Consider the following 20,522-nt stretch of genomic DNA (forward strand, 5'->3'; position numbering starts at 1 on the left):
GAGTCTATTTTACCTTTTTCAAATCATCAATCTTTCTCTTGTAAGTTTTTTTCATAGCTTTCACTATTTTTGTCGTTCAGATTGTCGCTTTTTTATGATATTGTCGATATATAGAAAATATTAGTAAGAGACTTATTTCCATGGACTTATACTTATTTATAATTCAATCAATAGGAAGGGAAAGATCGTATGAAAAAAAAGTATCTAATTCTATCTTTAACCAGTGTTTTCGCAGTTGGTTTGATGATTCTTTTAACATTTAACGTGGTCCAATCGAACCATCTAGAAGAGCAGATAAAAATTGCTGAAACCGCCTTTGAACATGAAGATTATGAAAAAAGCATCGCAGCCTATAAAGAAATTTTAGAGACGGATCCCCGTAACGTTAAGGCACGTTTAGGGCTCGCCAAATGTTACTTCGCTCTCCAACAATGGGATTTAGTAGAATCCGTTCTCACAGAGGGCGTGTATCTCTCACCGGAAGAAACAGTGTATTATTTAAATTTAGCTGACTTTTACCTTTCTCAAGCTGATATTATCAAGGCCTTAAAAATTACTGAACAAGGAAATGAAGCGACTGGTCACATAGACTTTCAAGAATTAATGGATTTTATGATAGATCATTTACATATCACGATGGTACGCCCTGTTGTTCAAAAAGGTTATGATAGAGAAATTGAGCTCATCTGGAATGATGACCGTCATCGCTTTACAATTGAGGCTGACTGGGGTGTTGAGAATGAAAACATTGGTCATGTTTCACAATCAGACGGTAAGACGGTGTTTACGGCAGAAGAAATTGGTGTAACTTCAATAACGGCTTCGGTTCATTCTCTAGTAGTAGAGACCGAAATTGAAGTCAGAGATCGAATTTTAGAAGACATTGTTATTAACGATAGTGATTTTGACAAATTGGAACTAGCTAAGGGCGAAACTCTTGCCTTAGCGGCCATTGGTTATGATGCAGCAGGAGAGATCTTCGATTTTCAGCCAACCTGGAGTCTAAAGAACAACCTTGGAACATTTAGTCATACTGATGAATTAGAAACGACCTTTACTGCTGAAGAAAGCGGTGTTGAGACAATCACTATTACGTTCGAAGATTTCGAGAAGGTATTATACGTGATCATAGATGGAGAAGTAAAATATATTACGACCGAAACAGTCGGTGAAGGAGTCATTAGTCTATCACCTGATGAAAAGGTCTATGTTAAAGGTAGTACAGTTACTATTACAGCACAAGCTGCAAATGGCTGGGAATTTATTAGATGGGAAGGCGATATTACGGGTACGATGAATTCCCAAGAGGTCACGGTCGACCGTAACAAAACGGTTCGAGCCATCTTCGAAAAAAATACACATGATTTAACGGTTCGTACATCAGGGGAAGGTGAAATTATTAAAAGCTCTCAAGCAACAACCTTCCAGCATCAAGAAAGTGTGACTTTAACTGCTCAACCGAAACCAGGTTGGACATTTGAACGTTGGGAAGGCAGTATTCGAAATACTTCACCTCATGTCACGGTTATTATGGACAGTGATAAACAATTAACGGCTGTATTTACAAAGAAGGAAATGGAAGAAAAACAATCGAAACCGAAACAGGAATCGGAAGAACGACCAACTAATTCAACTGAACCACGACAAGAGCAAGTCAAATTGACCACACAAGCAACTGACGGCGGGCAAATCGAAGGAAACCATTCTAGCGGAAATCACGCGAAAGGAACGACTGTAAGTTTAAGGGCAACTGCAAATTCCGGATGGACATTTTCCCATTGGGAAGGAGATGCCTCTGGAACGTCTACTTCCTTAACCGTTACAATGGACCGCAACAAAAATGTACGTGCTGTATTTAAGAGAACCTATACACTAAGTACAAAAGTAATTGGCAGCGGTTCTATCACAAGAAGCAGTAATGAAGCGAATTATGCGGAAGGCACGTCCGTGAGACTTACCGCAACACCTGCTGACGGGTGGACATTTGCTGGATGGGAAGGCGTATCAGATTCAGGTTCTACGATCCAAGTAACCATGAACGGAAATCGAGAACTGACGGCGGTCTTTAGGAAAAAAGAAGAAACTCTCCCTCCTAAAGAGGATGAAGATGAGTCAGATGAGTAAAATAGTCCAAGCGGCCGTTATGAAAAGTTAATCAATAGAAAAGACCTTCACCGAAGTTAAAACGGTTAAGGTCTTTTCTTTTTCCTTTAGTTTTAGAAACTGTTATTGGCTTGACTTGAGCTCTAGCGTCTTTTCGTTCAAGTTTAAAATGATATTGTACTCCTCTATTGCAACGTAAAACAGCTCCCGATCATCCGTAGAGATGATCGCTTGATCTATTAATTCTTGTACAACATCTTGATTCGTATCTATATTTGCAACGACAATACTTTTTGATATCTCGTTCTGATTAAATTGATAGGTCACATGGTAATTTTCGTACTCAAGGAAAGCATTTCCGAATTCGTCATTACCTTTACGCGTATGGCCACTTAAGCTATTCAGCACAGCATCGTACTCCATATTCATATGTGCTAAAAAATACTCATAAGATTCCCCAAATGCAGACGGGAATACAGAATACATTTCTCTAATATTAACAACGCGTGTTTCACTTTGATCTAATAATATCACTTGATCTGCACGTATATAGCCTTCTTCCTCATTAAAACGGATTTTATATACGTCACCGATTTGTAATTCAACTTGCACTGGTGTAGCAAATGGAACGGCAGTTATCTTGTTCTCCAAGGCTTCGTCGTTGTATAAATCAGCCGAACGAACCGTTATATTCCCTAACTGATTAACGATCGTCCGCTCTTCGTTCATATCACTTGTAGCGGGCGGCTCATTCATAAGCTCTTTAAAAGGTCGTTCAATTTCTTCATCAACTACTTTTGTCCCTTTCATGTCTTGGAATTTCATGTCTTGGAAAATCGCTAATGGTGATTGGTCAATAAACATAAATAAGGCACTTAGCATAGTGGCAAGAAATAAGAATGCGATTTGCGCAATCGTACCTCTCGTTTGTTGTTTTTCTTTTTTAGATAGTCTTTTTTCTCTAGTGGTAGGCGTATGCGACTGCTTCTCTAACCATTCTTGCTTATGCGCCTTTTTTTCCTCTTTTGTTAAGTTATTAAACCACTTAACAAACTCCTTATAGTTTGCTAATACTTCTTTCGCATCTCCAAACTCTTTTACTTCTCCATGATGTAACCAAAGAACTTTATCACACATCGATCGTAACTGCGACATCGTATGACTGACAAAGAAGATCGTCTTTCCTTCTGCTTTAAATTCTCGGATTTTATCAATACACTTTCTATTAAATGTATTATCACCAACAGACAAAGCTTCATCAACAATCAAAATGTCTGGGTTGGTAAAGACGGACACCGCAAATCCTAATCTTGATTTCATTCCACTCGAATAATTTTTTATCGGTTGATCGATAAATTGACCAATATCGGCAAACTCAATGATAGCTGGCATGATTTCTTGTATTTCCTGTTTTTTAAGACCAAGCATAATACATTTCAATTCTATATTTTCGCGTCCCGATAATTGTTTATTCAAGCCTGCGTTAATGGCTATAAGTGAAACTTCCCCATTGATTTCCAGCGTTCCTGAAGTTGGAGGAACGACCCCCGCTAGGATGTTCGATAATGTCGACTTACCTGAACCATTCGTTCCGACAATGCCGATTATTTCACCTTCATTTACTTCAAAAGAAACACTATTTAATGCATTAAAATTCTTTGCTTTTTGTTGCTCCTTTGATTTAAAGACCTCAATTAATTTATCAGACTGCTTATTATATAACTGATAACTTTTAGAAACACCTTCTAATTTTAACTTTGGCTTCATTGTTCTAAGCCTCCAATATTACAAGTAATCAACAAACTTATGCCTAAACTTCATATGAATAAAGGCCCCGACAAATAAAATCAATAAAGTAACTGACCAGAAGTATATAGTTAACAACAAATCTTCATAGAACCAAACATTATGAAGCAGCGTATTTCTAAACCCATCTATTAAGTAATAAAGAGGATTGAGTTGTAAAAGAGTTAAAAAATGGCCTGCCAATCTACTCGCATCCCAAAAAATAGGGGTTAAGAAAAACAGTAATCTCATAAGTGAGTTAATCGCTGTCTGGAAATCACGTACAAGGATAGAGATCGTTGAGCATAATAACGTCACTGAAAATAAAAAGACAATTAAGGCAAACACATAATAGGGAAGTTGTAGAAAATAAATCCCTGGGTTAATCCCATAGATAAAAACGATAAGGATAATTACACCTAATAATATAAAAAAGTTATAGGCATGCTTTACTATAGTTATGGTAGGCAGTACACTCACTGGAAATTTCATCTTTGAAACTAAACTTACTTTAGAATAGACACTATTTGATCCTTGAGTAATGGATGAATTAATGAAAAACCAAGGTATAATTCCAACTAAAAGCCATAAAAAGAAAGGCAGATCTCCTACTGGTTGTCCTCCTCTAATTCCAATTCCAAAAACAAACCAATATGCGGCTATTTGCAATGCAGGGTTAAGAATTTGCCAAACAACCCCTAAATAATGCATCTGATACATACCTTTTAAATCATAGGTAGCTACCCCAAAAATAAGTTGAATATGCAAAAATTGTTCCCTTAAAACTTGGATAACATCCCTCATAGTTTACTTCGTCCTTTATAGTTTTTATAGACATACATGCTACTTTATAGGTTTCAAACAATAGCACATCTATAAATTCTATTACACTCTCTGAAATAAATCTACCTCGAGAGATTGATTTCAGTTAGAAATATCTCCTAAATTGCCTTATAACTTCAACGGTTGTCTACATCTTTTTAGTAAAAGATAAGCTTCTCACCTTATAAAGTACAAATCCCTAAGATTTCGTAATATTGGCATAAAAATTAGATTGCGTAAATAGGAAAATCCTAATATAATAAATTTTGCTAGTCTATCAAAATTTGTCAAATATTAATAGAAAGAGGCAGTCGAATGACTAAAATGAAAAAGATTATTATTATTGCTTCTGTATTAATTGGTCTTGTTGTACTCTCCGTTGTTGGGTACGGTTTTTATCTATATAAAACAGTAAAAGATACGGCAACTGAAATGCATCAACCAATCGAACGTGAAAAAACACGTATTGTTGATGTCGAACAAAGAGAACCCCTTTCTTTCTTAATTACAGGCGTAGATTCAAAAGGTGATCAAATAAAAGGGCGTTCAGATACCATCATCGTAATGACAGTTAATCCAAATCAAAAATCGGTTAAAATGTTAAGTATTCCTCGTGATACGAGAACACACATTGTCGGAAGAGGACATGATGATAAGATTAACCATGCTTATGCATTTGGTGGAGTTGGAATGACAATGGATACGGTTGAGCATATGCTTAATATTCCAATCGACCATTACATTAGCGTCAACATGGATGGATTTAAAGATATTGTCGATGCTGTTGGTGGTGTATCTGTAAACAACAGTTTCGCATTTAAACAAAGTGGATATACTTTTCCTGAGGGTGAAATTACTCTAAATGGTGATGAGGCACTAGCTTATGCACGAATGAGAAAGCAAGATCCTCGCGGTGACTTCGGACGAAATGATCGCCAGCGTCAGATTATTAACGGCGTCATTCAAGAAGGAGCACAAATCGGTTCAATCACAAGACTCGATAACATGTTAAAAGCAGTAGGTACAAATGTTAAAACGGATATAGATTTTGATGGCATGAACAAAATTCAATCCAAATACCGCGATGCTAGACATAGTGTGGACGAGCTGCAAATAAGCGGATCAGGCCAACGCATCAACGGTATTTACTACTATATTGTTCCTGCTGAAGAAATTGCACGCGTCAGTAATGAACTGAAAGAACATCTCGAACTTAATTAAATACGAAGATTCGTTTTCTAAAAACCTCGATAATTCATCGAGGTTTTTTTTAGTTCTGCTAGCTCTAACCCATTTAACTTATAAATCAATCAAAACAGGATTTACATTTTCAGCACAATAAATCTAAATTTTAATATAAAATTATAAAAAATAATCAATTTTCAACTAATGGAGGCCATTTAGCAATACTATGTAAGTAAAGAGAGTCTGGCTTATCTTTAGTAGTTTGATATATTAATAGTTGACAATCTTTACATATCAAGTTAAATAATAAATTTTCGCTATTACACTTTACGACAAATTTCTTCTCTTATACAATAGATAAATGTAATAGATTATTAATCTACACCTGAAATGGGGAAGTAATATAATGACAAAGTTGAGATCACGTAGTCAAAAGCGCAAAAAGAAAGGTAGGACAAAGGTCTTACTCCTTATCTCATTTTTTTCGGTCTTATTATTAGTTGGTTGCGCTACGTATGTTACGTTAAAAATAGCAAATGTCACATCCACTGTTCAAGTTGAACTTGAGCGAGGAGAGAAGTCTGAGAAGCGTGTTGTCGCTGTTGATCCAAGTAAAGATAACATCTCGATATTATTATTAGGTGAAGACCGTCGCCCCGATGAGCCAATTTCACGAACGGATGCAATTATGGTGGCTACGTTTAATAAAAGTGATAACTCGATTATCCTGACAAATATTCCTCGTGATACGAGAGTGAACATTGTTGGAAGAGATCGTTTGGATAAGATTAATCATGCTCATGCCTTCGGTGGCGTTAATATGATTATTGATACAGTTGAACAATTTTTAGATATACCCATTGATTATTTCATTCGCGTTGACTTCCAAGCGTTTATTGCTATTGTAGATGCGATTGGTGGAATTGAAGTTGAAGTTCCTTTTGATTTCACAGAAAGAGGTACTGATCGAGTTTGGTATGAATTCACAGAAGGTATACAGCACTTAAATGGTGAAGAAGCACTTGCTTATACTCGTATGAGAAAGCAAGACCCTCGTGGCGATATCGGACGAGGGCAAAGACAGCAGCAAGTGATGCAAGCAATTATTGAAAAAAGTGCATCCATACAATCCATTGCTCGTTTTGACGATGTACTTGAGGCAATTGCTGATAATATTAGCTTGAACCTATCCTTTGGAAACATGGTGGCGTTACATTCGTATGCCTCTTCATTAAACAGTATTGAACAGCTGCAAATTAAAGGCAATAACGCTACGATTAACGGAATTTACTACTATGACCCTGTACCTGAATCTGTAGTTGAAGTCTCGACACGTTTACAAGAACATTTGGATATACTTGCACCACAGCAAGTACACAGCATAGAGCATAATACCGATGGGACAGGAACGACTCAAGTAGAATCAGAACCAGCAACGCTTCCGACGAATTAAGATAAGATAGATCAGGCTGCCAAATCAAGTTATGATTTGGCAGTTTTTTTGTTGTTTTATATGATGTTTACTATTTTTCCTGCTTTGGGGTGTTACCTAGTGTTCATTAGATTAGATTAATTAACGGCTTGAGGATTAAGGTTTTTTGGTTACTGTTCTCCACAATCTATTAACAAAATGGGTACTTTTCATCTTCTTAGGTTACGGTTCTCCACATTTTATTAACAGAACGGGCTCTTTCCATCTTCTTAGGTTACCGTTACCCACACCTTTTCAACAGAACGGGCTCTTTCCATCTTCTTAGGTTACCGTTCTCCACATTTTTTCAACAGAATGGGCTCTTTTCTCCTTCTTAGGTGACTGTTCTTCACACTTTTTCAACAGAATGGGCTCTTTTCTCCTTCTTAGGTTACCGTTCTTCACACTTTTTCAACAGAATTGGCTCTTTTCACTTTCTATCGTTAACGTTATCAACATGTTTTCAACAAAATGTCACTTTCCACCTATAATCGAGTATGTATTTTAAAAAATGTTCATTTTTTATCCATCATTCCCAATCTCTTCACCGCATCAATCACTGGGCGGCGTTCCTTTCCAAATAAACCGATGAACTCGGCATACAGTTGGATCGTAATCAGCATGATCCCAATAATGATCAGCGCGGTCCATAATGTGACATTTGTAAAGATCATCGCTAAGCCGCTAAAGAACAGACTTAGCCCATAGACAATCAACACCGTCGTTCGATGACTGTACCCCATCGCAAGCAAACAATGATGAATATGCTCCTTATCCGGGCTCGTAATTTTCTTCTTATTCAATAGACGCCGGACCATCGCAAAGACCGTATCTGAAATGGGCACTGCTAAAATAATCACCGGCACGATCAAACTAAACATCGTCACACTTTTGAACAAACCTAAAATTGAGATAACTGCAATGGAATACCCTAAAAACAGTGATCCCGTATCGCCCATAAAAATTTTTGCTGGGTGGAAATTAAACAATAAAAACCCTAACGTACTTCCGATTAATACAACCGATAAAGTAATAATCATCAAGTGCTGCGTTAATGAATCAATGAGTGCCATAATTAATATTGTGCTTAACGCAATTGTTACGACTCCTCCAGCAAGCCCGTCCAAACCGTCGATTAGATTAATTGAGTTTGTAATACCAACGATCCACAATACCGTAATTAAATACGTAAAAACACCAAACTCAAATTGGCCACTGAGAGGCAAAGTAATAAACGGAATGGTAATGCCTGATCCCACCACGACGAGTGCTGCAACAATCTGTGCACTGAACTTTGCCCTTGCATCAAGCGTGTATTTATCGTCCACTAACCCCGTAATAATAATAATTAGCGCACCTAACCCAATACCAAATAGATAGTCACTTTCTGGATGAATGACAATCAGACCTGCAATCGCACCGAGTATGATTGAAACCCCACCTAATCGTGGCATTTCCTTCTTATGAATTTTTCGGTGATTAATTTGGTCGACAAAACCGTATCGCTTTGCAAACTTTATTACAAATGGCATGGAGCCCACGGATACGAGTAATGATACGAAAAAGGCCACGACATATATGGATGGGATCATCATTGTTCCACCTACTTTTACATAATACTTCTCCGCTCAAAATTGTAAGCACATTCACGTTCTTCTAATCGATATTTATATTATTATGGTCAGGTTTGTGTTTTTTCATAGCAACCTAAATCAATTTCCATTGATTTCATTCATGAATTTTTTTACAAAGGAAAAGCTATTCCTAACAATAAAAAAGACTGTCCCTTGTTTACTATTCACTTGTTTCGCGAACGGTAAACACAAGACAGCCTTATATTTATTATTTTAGTAATTCACGTAAATATGCTTCTACATCTTCTCTCAAATCATCACGACGTAATGCAAAATCAACAGTTGCTTTGACAAATCCAAACTTATCACCAACATCGTAACGCTTACCGTCAAAATGATAAGCAAGAACAGCTTGTGACTGATTTAGTTTGTTAATTGCATCGGTTAGCTGAATTTCTCCACCAGCACCTGGCTCTAAATCTTTAAGGATGGAGAAGATTTCTGGTCGCAGAACATAGCGGCCCATAATCGCATAATTTGATGGTGCGTCTTCCACTTTTGGCTTTTCGACTAAACCATTGACTTGCATCGTCCCTGGTTCGATCTCGGTACTCTTCGGATTAATAATCCCGTATTTAGAGACATCTTGATCAGGAACTTGCTGAACTCCAATCACAGAAGAACTGTAATGGTTGAACACATCAATCAACTGCTTTAAGCAAGGTACTTCTGACTCCACGATATCATCCCCTAGCATAACCGCAAATGGCTCATCGCCCACAAAGCTGCTTGCGCAAGCGATCGCGTGCCCTAGTCCTTTCGGTTCTTTTTGACGAATGTAATGGATATTCGCTAAGTTTGAAATGCCTTGAATTTCTTTTAACATAGCATACTTCTCTTTAGCTGCTAGTGTTTCTTCAAGTTCATATGATTTATCAAAATGGTCCTCAATCGCTCGTTTTCCTCTTCCCGTTACAATGATAATGTCTTCTATACCGGATTCAATGGCCTCTTCCACAATATATTGAATAGTCGGTTTATCAACAATAGGTAACATTTCCTTCGGTTGTGCTTTGGTTGCTGGCAGAAATCGTGTTCCCAGGCCAGCAGCAGGAATAATGGCTTTTCTCACTTTCACACTGGTACACCCCCATACGATTGATGATATCGTTAGTTTATAGAAAAGTATTTAGTCTAGCCATGTTGATCTTGCACGAAAGTAGTGCCCTTGTTATTAATGCTGATTTTGTATATGTAACAAAAAGTATATACAGTATCATTATAACGAAAACCAGATGAAACTGAAAATAGTCATTGTACTCCAGCCTTAAAGTGTATGAAAGCCTTCAAAGATAGTTGCTTTTGTAAGAGCCTTCAACCCACAATAAATAGTACGATTGTCTCAAAAGAAAATAACGTCCGACAGCCATAAAGTTTAAAAGACAGCCACTGTGAATGATTGAGAGCAAAAAAGGATAACTTTCAAATGCAGTATGCCGGATTGAAGATAGTGTTAATGACCCACTTTACTAAAGTAGTCAGTTATCTCATAAAACCCGGCAATACCTATTTGAAGTTAACCTTATCCTAGTAGCTTATATCCTCTAATGAGTATCATCCCGTATTACAAACCTAATAGTACTTCAATTTTATCTAACGTTATTTCATCTCCTATGCCATTTACAACTAGTCCATGATCCGATTGGAACTCTTTTACCCGCTGTGCTGTAAATGAACCATAGAAGTCACTAATAATAATACCGCCGTATCCTAATTTTATTAAATTTTGTTTAAACTGTATCGTATCGTTATCGCGTTTCCCTACGCGGAATGGACTGCTTAAGTTCTTATCTATCTTTGTTATGGTGTTCCAATCCCCTTTTCCTGTTACCGTTAACCCGTAATAGGTTTGGAATTCCCTTACTCTCTGTGCTGTAAATGAACCATAAACCCGACTGATAATAATACCACCAAAACCTAATTCAGCAAGGTCTCTCTTAAATGGAATGATACTGTCATGTACACTTCCCTGTCGGAATGTACGTGACAAGACTTCATCTATTTTCGTTAGCGTTTTTTGATCTGCTATTCCGTGGGCTTTTAACCCATGATCAGCTTGGAATTCTCTTACCCGCTGAGCGGTGAATGAACCATAAAAGTCACTAATTATAATGCCGCCGTATCCTAAACGATTTAATTTTTGTTTTAGTTCGATGGTATCTTCATGTCTCTTTCCAACTTGTAGTGGACTCGAAAGAATTTTCTCAATTTTACCTAAAGTCCTCTCATCAGCTATACCATTTACAACTAGTCCATAATAGGATTGGAATTCTCTTACTCGTTGAGCTGTAAATGAACCATAGACTTCATTAATAATCATATTTCCGAATTTAAGTCTATTTAAGTTTTCCTTCAATTGAATCGTGTCAGGATGTCGCTTCCCCTCTTGAAAAGGACTTGAAAGAATTTCGTCGATCTTTGTTAAAGTAGCAACGTCTCCTCTTCCTGTGACATCTAAGCGGTAATATGTTTGAAGTTCTCGTACTTTCTGAGCAGTATAAGAGCCATAAAAGTTAGTTAAACTCATTCCTCCAAAACCAAGTTGAGTGATATCTCTTTTAAAATTTACAACTCGACTATGTCTACCACCTACTTGGAACGTGTTAAACAGAACTTCATCAATTTTATCTAATGTTTTTTGATCTGCTATTCCATGGGCTTTTAAGCCGTGGTTGGATTGAAAGTTCCTTACTTGTTGGGCCATATAAGAGCCATAAAGTTCATTCACTATTATTGGACCGTAGCCCAACCAGTTTAATTTTTGTTTAATGTCAATCGTACCATTGTGCCTTATTCCTTGTTGGAATGGAGTTGAGAGTATTTCATCAAGTTTCGCCAACGTCCGTTCATCCGTAATCCCATTGGCAGGCAGACCATAATAGGCTTGAAACTCTTTCACTCGTTGGGCTGTAAAAGAACCGTAGACTTCATTTATAATCATCCCCCCAAAGTTAAGGCGAATGAGCTGACGTTTTAAATCAATGACTCTTGGGTCGACATCTCCGACTCTAAGGAAAAATCCCTCTTCATCGGACGTATCAATGGCCGGCGCTTGTACTAAGCCAAATCCGAAAAATTCGTCTCGTCCTTTATCTCCTAAATCCTCTGCCATATCTCTCAACATTTTTCGATACTGTTCATTTGTTAGGTTTGGATGTGCTTCCTTTAAAAGTGCAAGTACTCCAGTTACATATGCAGAAGCCATTGAAGTACCATTCGAATAACTATATCGATTATTCAGGAAAGTACTATAGATATCTACACCAGGAGCGGTAATTTCTATTGCGGCGCCCGTTGCTGAAAATGTTCCTAGATTTCTGTTTGAATCTATTGCAGATACTGCAATGACTGATTCGTATTTAGCAGGATACTCTACAGTATCTCCAGTTCCTGTCCCTTCATTACCGGCCGCCGCCACAACTAATAACCCACTGTTGTAAGCATTGTCTACTGCTTGACTCAGAGATCTTACATGGTGGCTTGTACCTAAACTTAAATTAATAATATCCATTTGATTGGCGATAGCCCAATTTATACCCGATATGACATCAGATACCATTCCGCTCCCATTTTTGCCCAATACTTTAACTGCATATAATTGGGCATCTGGAGCTACTCCTATCGTTCCAATACCGTTATCTCTTGCCCCTACTATGCCTGCCACATGTGTTCCATGCCCGTTGTCATCCATGTAAGAGCTAGTATAACTCGTTTTCGATACTCCACCTGCAATAACAAGGTCACTATGATTAGCGATCCCCGTATCAAGAATGGCTACTTTAACCCCTTTGCCTGTATACCCTGATCCCCAAGCTTGGGGGGCGTTGATTTGCTCCATCCCCCAATTCATTTTTTGAGAGACTATTTTGACAGGTTGATCAATTTCAACTAAAAGAATACTTTCATTGCTTTCGAGTTCATTAATCGCATCCTTCGGGAGATCAACAGTTACTGTTCCAAGTTGTTCAAACGTTTCTATTATTTCTCCATCTAAATGATGAATAACTTCCTCTGTAATCTCATCTTTAAAAACAACAATTATTTTTTCAGTTTCGTCATTTATAGCTGAAACTGGGCTATACGTTAATAGAGCAATAATCCAAAATAGTAAAAAGAGAGAAACTTTTTTCATTCTACACCTCTATCATTCATATAATATATAAAATTATAATACTATTAAATGAAAAAGCAAACTCGCTATTATTTGGTAAAGTGTCATTTTTAGTAATTTAAAAGATAAGCTTCATTTGAATCTATTTTTTACCATATAACTACGGAGATATTAAAACGGATCAAAAAGAAAAGAAGGTCAGTGTTTAACCGACCTTCTTATTTTTACATCAGTGTTTATTGAATTTCTTTACCTGCACTTACAAATGCTCTAGCACCTTGCTGCTCTTCTAGAACTTCACCGTCTGCTTTAGCTTTATTAATTACTACTAAAATAGTTCTTAGTAAAATTACAACGTCCAGCCATAACGAATAGTTTCGAATATAATGTAGATCCAATTTCAATTTATCATTCATCTCTGTTGTATAGTTACCCATAATTTGTGCATATCCTGTAATACCCGGCTTAACCGCACATCGAGTCTTAAACCATATATTTTGCTTTTGGAAGTTTTCGGCAAAAAAGTAACGTTCAGGTCTAGGTCCTACAATAGACATTTCACCCTTTAATACATTAATTAATTGAGGTAACTCATCTATTCTAGTTTTTCTAATAAAGTCCCCGACTCTTGTAATGCGGGCATCATCACTTTTTGCTAAGGTTGGACCTGTATCTTTTTCAGCATTTTCTCTCATGGAACGAAACTTTAGTATATTAAATGGTTTGTTATTTTTCCCTAATCGTTCCTGCTTAAAGAATACACTGCCACCATCTTCTAACTTAATTGCTATTGCTGTAAATAACATTACCGGCATTGAAACAATTAATAAAATTAAGGATGTTGCGATATCAAACACCCGTTTAGCAAACAAATATCCACCATTAATATAAAATGGTTTAACTTGTAATAACATTGTGTCATCTAATGTCGTTACCGTTGATTTCATTAATAACAATTCACTAACTGTCGGAAGAACGTAAGCAACCTTGTTTTTCTTCATAGCGAGGTAGAGTACTTCATTTTTCACTTTAGTACTTACAGTAGAACTTACAAATACTGCATCATAATTCGCGATTCTTCTTTTAATTTCCTGATAAGGTGTTTGATGATCTATAAAATCAACATGTTCTGATTTCTTTACTAATTTACTAATATTCCCTTTAATGGTCGCATACTCACTGTGACGACCAATAATGACTGCTTTTCCTTTGGAAAGTTGATTACATTTAATAACAACTGCTTTCCAAACGAATAAAGCTACAAAAATAAAAAAGTGTGACATGAAAAGAACGGATCTTGGTAATGAAAATTCACGGAATAAAAAGGAAAATGCAATTGTAACCACAAAGAAGAACGCCGAGGTTACTAACAGCTTTCGAGTTAAGTCCCAAAGGTCATACTGAACTAACCGATCTAATTCAAAGACAACAATAAAAAAGATTCCTATCAGTAAAATCCAAGGTAGTAAATTTACAAAAGAATCGATGTTACGTTGTTCAATTAATGTATAGTTTGATGCAATTTTAAATGCTGCAACGTAAGCAACAAAAATCAGAATTAAATCAACGAATACAATTGAAAATCTCAATAAACGATTCGGATTTATATTTGGCATTTTTTAAACTCCTAATTTTATAATCTACTAGGAGATAGTTTACCATATTCAATTAAACATTCAAAGATAAATAATATGTAAGAATTTGTGAAGTCATTGTTTGCCTGCTTTGGAGGATGTATATACGTGGAGAAATTAACTTAATCATTATATTTATTTTACAATCTGTTGGTTGTAATGAATAATTGCTTTTTATAAAATGTTCTTAAAAATAAAACGGGAGTGTGACGTATTGATTATAAAGCCACGAGAAGCTCCACTGGAACTTCAACTACTCCGATGTTTAAATGTTAGAATGCAGCTTTCACAAAAAGAGGTTCAACAATATGCCAATCTTGAAAAGGGCTATATTGGGGAGCAAAAGTTGGATGAATGGTTGGACCATGCGAATGATGGTCACCTTTTACTCAACGATTTATTGCTTGAAAGTAATAATACGTTCTTTCAAATTGATACATTACTAATTACTTCAAACTCAATTTTCCTCTTTGAAGTTAAAAATTACGAGGGCGACTTTTATATTGAGAATGAAACGTGGTTTACTGTAAAAAATAAAGAAATTATTAATCCCTTACTCCAATTAAAACGAAGCCAATATTTACTGCAACGAATGCTACGTGAACTCGGTGTAAATTATTCTCTTGTGCCTTATCTCATCTTCATAAATCCTCATTTCTTTCTCTACCAAGCCCCACTTAACATGCCAATTCTTTTTTATCCTCAGCTTAAAAGCTTTTTTATGGGAATTCATAAGAAATCATCAAAGTTAACTAATTCACACTTTGAATTAGCAAACCAATTATTGTCCAAACACATAAGTAAGCCCCTTTTTAGTAATTTACCTCTATATACGTTTGACCAGTTAAATAAGGGAATTCCTTGTAAGCTTTGTAATTCACTTAACACAGCTATAAAAGAGAGGGTCATGATTTGTAAAAACTGCGGTGAAAAGGAAGAGATTACAACGGCAGTAGTAAGAAATATTGAAGAATTTATGTTTCTGTTTCCTAAACAGAAAGTCACAACCACTGCAATTCAAATTTGGTGTAAAATTATTAGTTCTAAGAAAACCATACGTCGCATTCTTTCCAACCATTACAAGCCTATGGGTTACGGGAGATTTTCTTATTACATCAAACATGAGAAAATATAGATTGAACTTATTATATCCTATTAAGGAGCCGTGCTCGTTTGGAAAAGCAAATTACTGTGGTGCTGCTTTAATGTTGAAATGATGTATTGTATTTAACGCTCACAATTTTCCACTATCTTCGTGTTCATATGAAGGTCCGTCTATCTATTTAACTATTACTATGCTTTTGTGAGCTTATTGTCCTTCTACGTTCCCTCTTTTTCCTTCTGGCTCCTTTTTCGGGCTCCTTGCTCTACTCTACGTTCCCTCTTTTTGCTTCTGGCTCCTTTTTAGGGTTCCTTGCATTACTCTACCTTCCCTCTTTTTCCTTCTGGCTCCTTTTTCGGGCTCCTTGCACACAATTTTCAGTTCATAATATAGAAAAAGGAGTCTAAGTTTGACCTTAGACTCCTGCGTTTCCCCGTACTACCTATAGTTGACAATATCAAAATGTAACACTGGGTTATCTAATTCTTCATATAATGACTTAATTCGGGCTACTTGCTTAACTGCCCAACCCATATCTGTTGCATATTGAGGAAGAAAGCCGGTTGATGTAGGATAGTGGTGATTCCATCTCATTTTATACAGAGTGTTTTGACCGCGGTTAAAGTAGCTGCTAGAAATAAACTGAGCGCCTCCAATAATCGCTGCTTCTGGTGTAAACCACCCTGCTTCATAGGCATAAATAGCTCCTAATCTATAAGGATCACTATCAACTGCTCCAATCCCGTACATATTAAAAGTAGTTCTAATGTTTGTTAGGCTTGATCTATTATTATCTGATACTACTACAAGGTTACCATTACTATTTCTACCAACCTCAATTCCTCTCGCTAAACCAGAGCTACCATTCCCAGTTTCTAGCAACGCATGAGCGATTAGATAAATCTCATTTACAGAATGGCGTCTTCCAGCTTCGATAAAGGCTTGTCCTCGACCATCAAATATTCCTCGACCGGATAAGACAGTATTTAATTGAGCTGCGGAAACATCGACACTAGCATCTAAGACTAAATGTTGAAATCTGTCATTATTCGAAGGGTCTAAATATGGAACAAAATCATCCCTCTTTGCATTTCTCCATGTGCCGAACCTGATTTCATACCATCTAGTGCTTCCATTGAAAGAAGTTCCGGTAACTGTTCTCGTAATCACATACTCACTATTGAGAGAAGCTGTCCCAAAGATATGACTAGACGTATTGGCCGCTTCTCGAACGGTAGACCGACTATTTACTACCGCTACTTGAGTTGAAGATGCAAGCGAAGTATGAACATATAACTGATTTCCGTTGTAATCTATTTCATACCAACGATTACTTCCACTCGTCGTATCTCCAGTAACTTCACGAATGATTGTAAATGTTGTACCTAAACTTACGTTAGTAGCAATATTACTAGTGGTCCCTAGTCTAGGTGACGTTCTCAAGTTAACACCATCGCCAGTTATCGCCCCACGCTCTACAACGTCAACGAGACTACTGTGAATGTATGCTGGCGCAGTACGATATTTATCTGTCTGTGGTGGTGGATTTAATGTAGATTGTATATTAGCTGCTTGGTTAAGTGTAAGGTTGTATTGAGTAAAAGTTACTACCTCTCTAGACGATAATTGTTCTACTAATTCGCTTAGTTTAGCTAGCGTGACTTCATCAGCTATTCCATGGGCTTTTAACCCATTGGCTGCTTGAAACTCTCTTACTCGTTTTGCTGTAAAAGAACCATAAAGTGTATTTATAGCCATACCACCATAGCCTAGTTTTGTTAGGTTTTCTTTAAGTTCAATCGTATCATTATGACGTTTTCCCTCTTGAAGTGGACTAGACAAAATCTCATCGATCTTAGCCAGTGTAGCTAAGTCACCTCTACCATTTACCCTTAAACCATAATAAGCTTGAAATTCTCTGACCCGCTGCGCTGTAAAAGAACCATAGAAGTCATTTAGAATGATACCACCAAATCCTAATCTTGTAAGATCGCTTTTGAATGGAATAATACTCTCATGACGGCTCCCCTGTTGGAACGTACTAATTAGAACTTGATCTAATTTCTCTAACGTTGGTTCATCAGCTATTCCATGGGCTTTTAATCCGTTGGCTGCTTGGAACTCTCTTACTCTTTGAGCTGTAAACGATCCATAAAAATCACTTACAATAATCCCACCATAACCCAAACGGTTAAGTTTGTTTTTCAAATGAACAATATCATTGTGTCTCCCTCCTGTTTGGAAAGGGCTTGATAAAATTTCGTCGATTTTATTTATTGTTCTTTCATCCGCTATTCCATTGACAGGTAGTCCATAGTAGGCTTGAAATTCTCTCACTCGCTGCGCTGTAAATGAACCATAAAAATTACTTACAATAATTCCACCGAAGCCTAAGCGGTTTAAATTCTTCTTTAAATCTATGACACTCTCATGAACATCACCTATTTGAAGTGAAGATTGCACTACGCTATAAAGGACTTCATCAATCTTGTCTAATGTTAGTTGGTCTGCTATACCGTGGGCTTTTAGTCCATGATCTGCTTGGAATTCTCTTACTCTTTGTGCAGTAAATGCCCCATAGAAATCCGTAATGATAATGCCACCATAGCCTAGCCTGTTTAAGTTATGTTTTAACTGAATTGTGTCCGGGTGACGAACGCCCTCTTGAAAAGGAGTAGATAAAACTTCATCTAACTTATCTCTTGTACGACGGTCAGCTGTACCGTTAACCGGCAATCCATAATAGGCTTGAAACTCTCTCACTCGTTGGGCTGTAAATGATCCAAAGTATTCACTTAAAATTATTCCGCCGAACCCTAAACGATTTAATTTCTTTTTTAAATCTATGACACTCTCATGTGAGTCTCCTTCTTTCAAGGTAGAAGAAGATTGCACTATACTATTCAATGCTTCATCTATCTTTTCTAATGTAACACTATCAACAATGCCGTGAGCCTTTAACCCAAAATCAGCTTGAAATTCTCTGACTCGCTGGGCGGTAAATGATCCGAAGAAATCAGTAATTATAATTCCGCCGTAACCTAACTTTTCCAAGTTTTGCTTTAACTCAATTACACCATTATTTCTTTTGCCTTCTTGTAATGGGCTAGATAAAACTTCATCTATCTTATTAAATGTTCTTTCACCCGCTATTCCATCTACTGGCAACCCATAATACTCTTGAAACTCTCTTACTCGTTGGGCTGTAAACGATCCAAATTTGGTGTCTACCCGCATTCCACCAAAACCTAACTTAATTAGACTGTTTTTTAAGTCTATAACCCTCTCATGAACGTCCCCTTCTTGCAAGGTTAGTATTTCTTCTACTGAGAGTGTGCTTATGTTAAGATTTTGCTCTTCTTCATGGTTTTTTTGAATTTCTAATTCGGTGTCGATTGTTTCGTTATTACTGTCTTCTATTTGAGGTTCCTGTTCCTCTAATTCTATTACATCTGAGGAACGATCGTTAGGAGTTTCTACTAATGTGGGTTGCTCTTCTTCTATCACTTCTATGTTAGCTTCAACTTCTGAAGCTTCAATTGTTTCTACCTTTTTACTTTCTAGCGCTTCAACTGCTAGCGGACTATAACTAACAGCAGGAGATAATATAACTATCGAACTTGCTACGAGTATTTGAGACTTCTTATTCTTCACGTATATTTTTACCTCCACTGTTCGTATTTTAATTTTTATAACATAATTTTAAGTATGAAATAAAAACAATATCATTTCAAGAGGTTTTCGTTGGTATTTCGTTATTTTTTGTATTAATTTGTCACTTGACTTTCTAGTTTTAACCCATAGAAAAAAAGAAGGCCCTATTCATTAGCCTTCTTCTCACCATATCGAGATTACTTCTTTTTTAGATTGTAAGATTTTGCAATTGCTTCAGCTGTAATTTGTCCTAGCCACCTTCTATAATTGGCATCTTGTAACTTTCGATTCTCTGTTCTATTATCAATAAACATATACTCTATCAATATAGAAGGCATGTTTGAATTTCGTAAGACACTAAAATCAGCTTGTTTCATTCCTCGATCTCTTATACCAATTCTATTAATTAAGTAATTGTGTACATCACGCTGTCTTTGAATAGTCTCGTTTGAAACTTTTCCATTATGAATGTATGTTTCAAATCCGTTTGCACTGCCATTGAGCGCATTCATATGAAGACTAACAAAATAATCTGCTCCCCAATCATTGGCCATCTTCGCTCTTTCGGCAAGCTCTACAAAAGTATCGTTTGTTCTTGCTAAACGAACTTCAACACCCACATACTGTGTTCGTAATACTTCTGCTGCTCTTAATGCAATGTCAAGTACAACATCGCTTTCACGAATACCATTACTTATAGCACCTGGATCACGACCTCCATGGCCAGGGTCAATGAATATTCTAATGGTTTGATTTTTTACCGCATCCTCTATCTTTGCCAAAGTTACTTCATCAGCAATCCCGCTAACGGCTAACCTGTGACGCGCTTGAAACTCTCTTACTCGCTGAGCGGTAAAACTTCCATACAAATTATTAATTGCCATGCCACCAAAACCTAACTGTGTCAAGTTTTCTTTTAACTTTATCGTATCTCTGTGACGGACACCTTGTCTTAGTGGGCTTCTCATGATTTCTTCAATTTTGCCAAGTGTGCGTTCATCCGCTATTCCACTTACGGCTA

General features: G+C 36.8%; 12 protein-coding genes. 4 read left to right on the plus strand and 8 right to left on the minus strand.

Annotated features, from left to right (window positions below):
• Positions 1-189: 189 nt before the first annotated feature.
• Positions 190-2,124 carry an InlB B-repeat-containing protein gene (locus AC2VNP_RS05265; RefSeq protein WP_486916343.1) on the plus strand — a complete coding sequence of 645 codons (1,935 nt, stop codon included), beginning with the start codon at positions 190-192 and terminating at the stop codon, positions 2,122-2,124.
• A 102-nt stretch (positions 2,125-2,226) separates the two neighbouring features.
• Here the strand turns inward: AC2VNP_RS05265 and AC2VNP_RS05270 are convergent, their stop codons facing one another.
• Together AC2VNP_RS05270 and AC2VNP_RS05275 are read right to left on the minus strand one after the other, a co-directional pair.
• Complete coding sequence (locus tag AC2VNP_RS05270; protein ID WP_486916344.1) at positions 2,227-3,870, minus strand: ATP-binding cassette domain-containing protein; 1,644 nt, start codon at positions 3,868-3,870, stop codon at positions 2,227-2,229.
• Between the two features lie 18 nt (positions 3,871-3,888).
• On the minus strand, positions 3,889-4,692 hold the full coding sequence (locus tag AC2VNP_RS05275; RefSeq protein ID WP_486916345.1) for an ABC transporter permease: 804 nt from the start codon (positions 4,690-4,692) through the stop codon (positions 3,889-3,891).
• A gap of 333 nt (positions 4,693-5,025) precedes the next feature.
• Here AC2VNP_RS05275 and AC2VNP_RS05280 point away from each other — a divergent pair, with 333 nt between their 5' ends.
• Positions 5,026-5,931 (plus strand): LCP family glycopolymer transferase, encoded by a 906-nt coding sequence (locus tag AC2VNP_RS05280; protein ID WP_486916346.1) that lies wholly within the window; start codon positions 5,026-5,028, stop codon positions 5,929-5,931.
• A 370-nt stretch (positions 5,932-6,301) separates the two neighbouring features.
• On the plus strand, positions 6,302-7,348 hold the full coding sequence (locus AC2VNP_RS05285) for an LCP family glycopolymer transferase (protein WP_486916347.1): 1,047 nt from the start codon (positions 6,302-6,304) through the stop codon (positions 7,346-7,348).
• A 533-nt stretch (positions 7,349-7,881) separates the two neighbouring features.
• On the opposite strand, the gene AC2VNP_RS05290 is transcribed toward AC2VNP_RS05285, so the two are convergent.
• From AC2VNP_RS05290 to AC2VNP_RS05305, 4 genes are all read right to left on the minus strand, one after another.
• Entirely contained in the window at positions 7,882-8,961 is a 1,080-nt protein-coding gene (locus AC2VNP_RS05290; protein WP_486916348.1) for a glycosyltransferase family 4 protein, read from the minus strand.
• A gap of 247 nt (positions 8,962-9,208) precedes the next feature.
• Positions 9,209-10,078, minus strand: coding sequence for a UTP--glucose-1-phosphate uridylyltransferase GalU (gene galU, locus AC2VNP_RS05295; protein ID WP_486916349.1), 870 nt, complete (start codon positions 10,076-10,078; stop codon positions 9,209-9,211).
• A 486-nt stretch (positions 10,079-10,564) separates the two neighbouring features.
• Entirely contained in the window at positions 10,565-13,132 is a 2,568-nt protein-coding gene (locus tag AC2VNP_RS05300) for a peptidoglycan-binding protein (protein ID WP_486916350.1), read from the minus strand.
• Positions 13,133-13,347: 215 nt separating this feature from the next.
• The gene (locus AC2VNP_RS05305; protein ID WP_486916351.1) at positions 13,348-14,727 is read right to left on the minus strand and encodes a sugar transferase; all 1,380 of its coding nucleotides are present in this window, start codon (positions 14,725-14,727) and stop codon (positions 13,348-13,350) included.
• A gap of 232 nt (positions 14,728-14,959) precedes the next feature.
• Here AC2VNP_RS05305 and AC2VNP_RS05310 point away from each other — a divergent pair, with 232 nt between their 5' ends.
• Positions 14,960-15,880, plus strand: a complete 921-nt coding sequence (locus AC2VNP_RS05310) for a nuclease-related domain-containing protein (protein ID WP_486916352.1) — start codon at positions 14,960-14,962, stop codon at positions 15,878-15,880.
• 405 nt (positions 15,881-16,285) lie between these two features.
• Here the strand turns inward: AC2VNP_RS05310 and AC2VNP_RS05315 are convergent, their stop codons facing one another.
• Both AC2VNP_RS05315 and AC2VNP_RS05320 read right to left on the minus strand, forming a co-directional pair.
• On the minus strand, positions 16,286-19,501 hold the full coding sequence (locus AC2VNP_RS05315) for a peptidoglycan-binding protein (RefSeq protein ID WP_486916353.1): 3,216 nt from the start codon (positions 19,499-19,501) through the stop codon (positions 16,286-16,288).
• 197 nt (positions 19,502-19,698) lie between these two features.
• Positions 19,699-20,522: N-acetylmuramoyl-L-alanine amidase (locus AC2VNP_RS05320; RefSeq protein WP_486916354.1), on the minus strand; the 824-nt coding region annotated here is incomplete at its 5' end.

The organism is Alkalihalobacterium sp. TH-98, from assembly GCF_057473385.1.

Excerpts from the sequence above, each read along its gene's own strand:
- AC2VNP_RS05265 (WP_486916343.1), top strand. The coding sequence starts at position 190 with ATGAAAAAAAAGTATCTAATTCTATCTTTAACCAGTGTTTTCGCAGTT.
- AC2VNP_RS05270 (WP_486916344.1), bottom strand. The coding sequence starts at position 3,870 with ATGAAGCCAAAGTTAAAATTAGAAGGTGTTTCTAAAAGTTATCAGTTA.
- AC2VNP_RS05275 (WP_486916345.1), bottom strand. The coding sequence starts at position 4,692 with ATGAGGGATGTTATCCAAGTTTTAAGGGAACAATTTTTGCATATTCAA.
- AC2VNP_RS05280 (WP_486916346.1), top strand. The coding sequence starts at position 5,026 with ATGACTAAAATGAAAAAGATTATTATTATTGCTTCTGTATTAATTGGT.
- AC2VNP_RS05285 (WP_486916347.1), top strand. The coding sequence starts at position 6,302 with ATGACAAAGTTGAGATCACGTAGTCAAAAGCGCAAAAAGAAAGGTAGG.
- AC2VNP_RS05290 (WP_486916348.1), bottom strand. The coding sequence starts at position 8,961 with ATGATGATCCCATCCATATATGTCGTGGCCTTTTTCGTATCATTACTC.
- AC2VNP_RS05300 (WP_486916350.1), bottom strand. The coding sequence starts at position 13,132 with ATGAAAAAAGTTTCTCTCTTTTTACTATTTTGGATTATTGCTCTATTA.
- AC2VNP_RS05305 (WP_486916351.1), bottom strand. The coding sequence starts at position 14,727 with ATGCCAAATATAAATCCGAATCGTTTATTGAGATTTTCAATTGTATTC.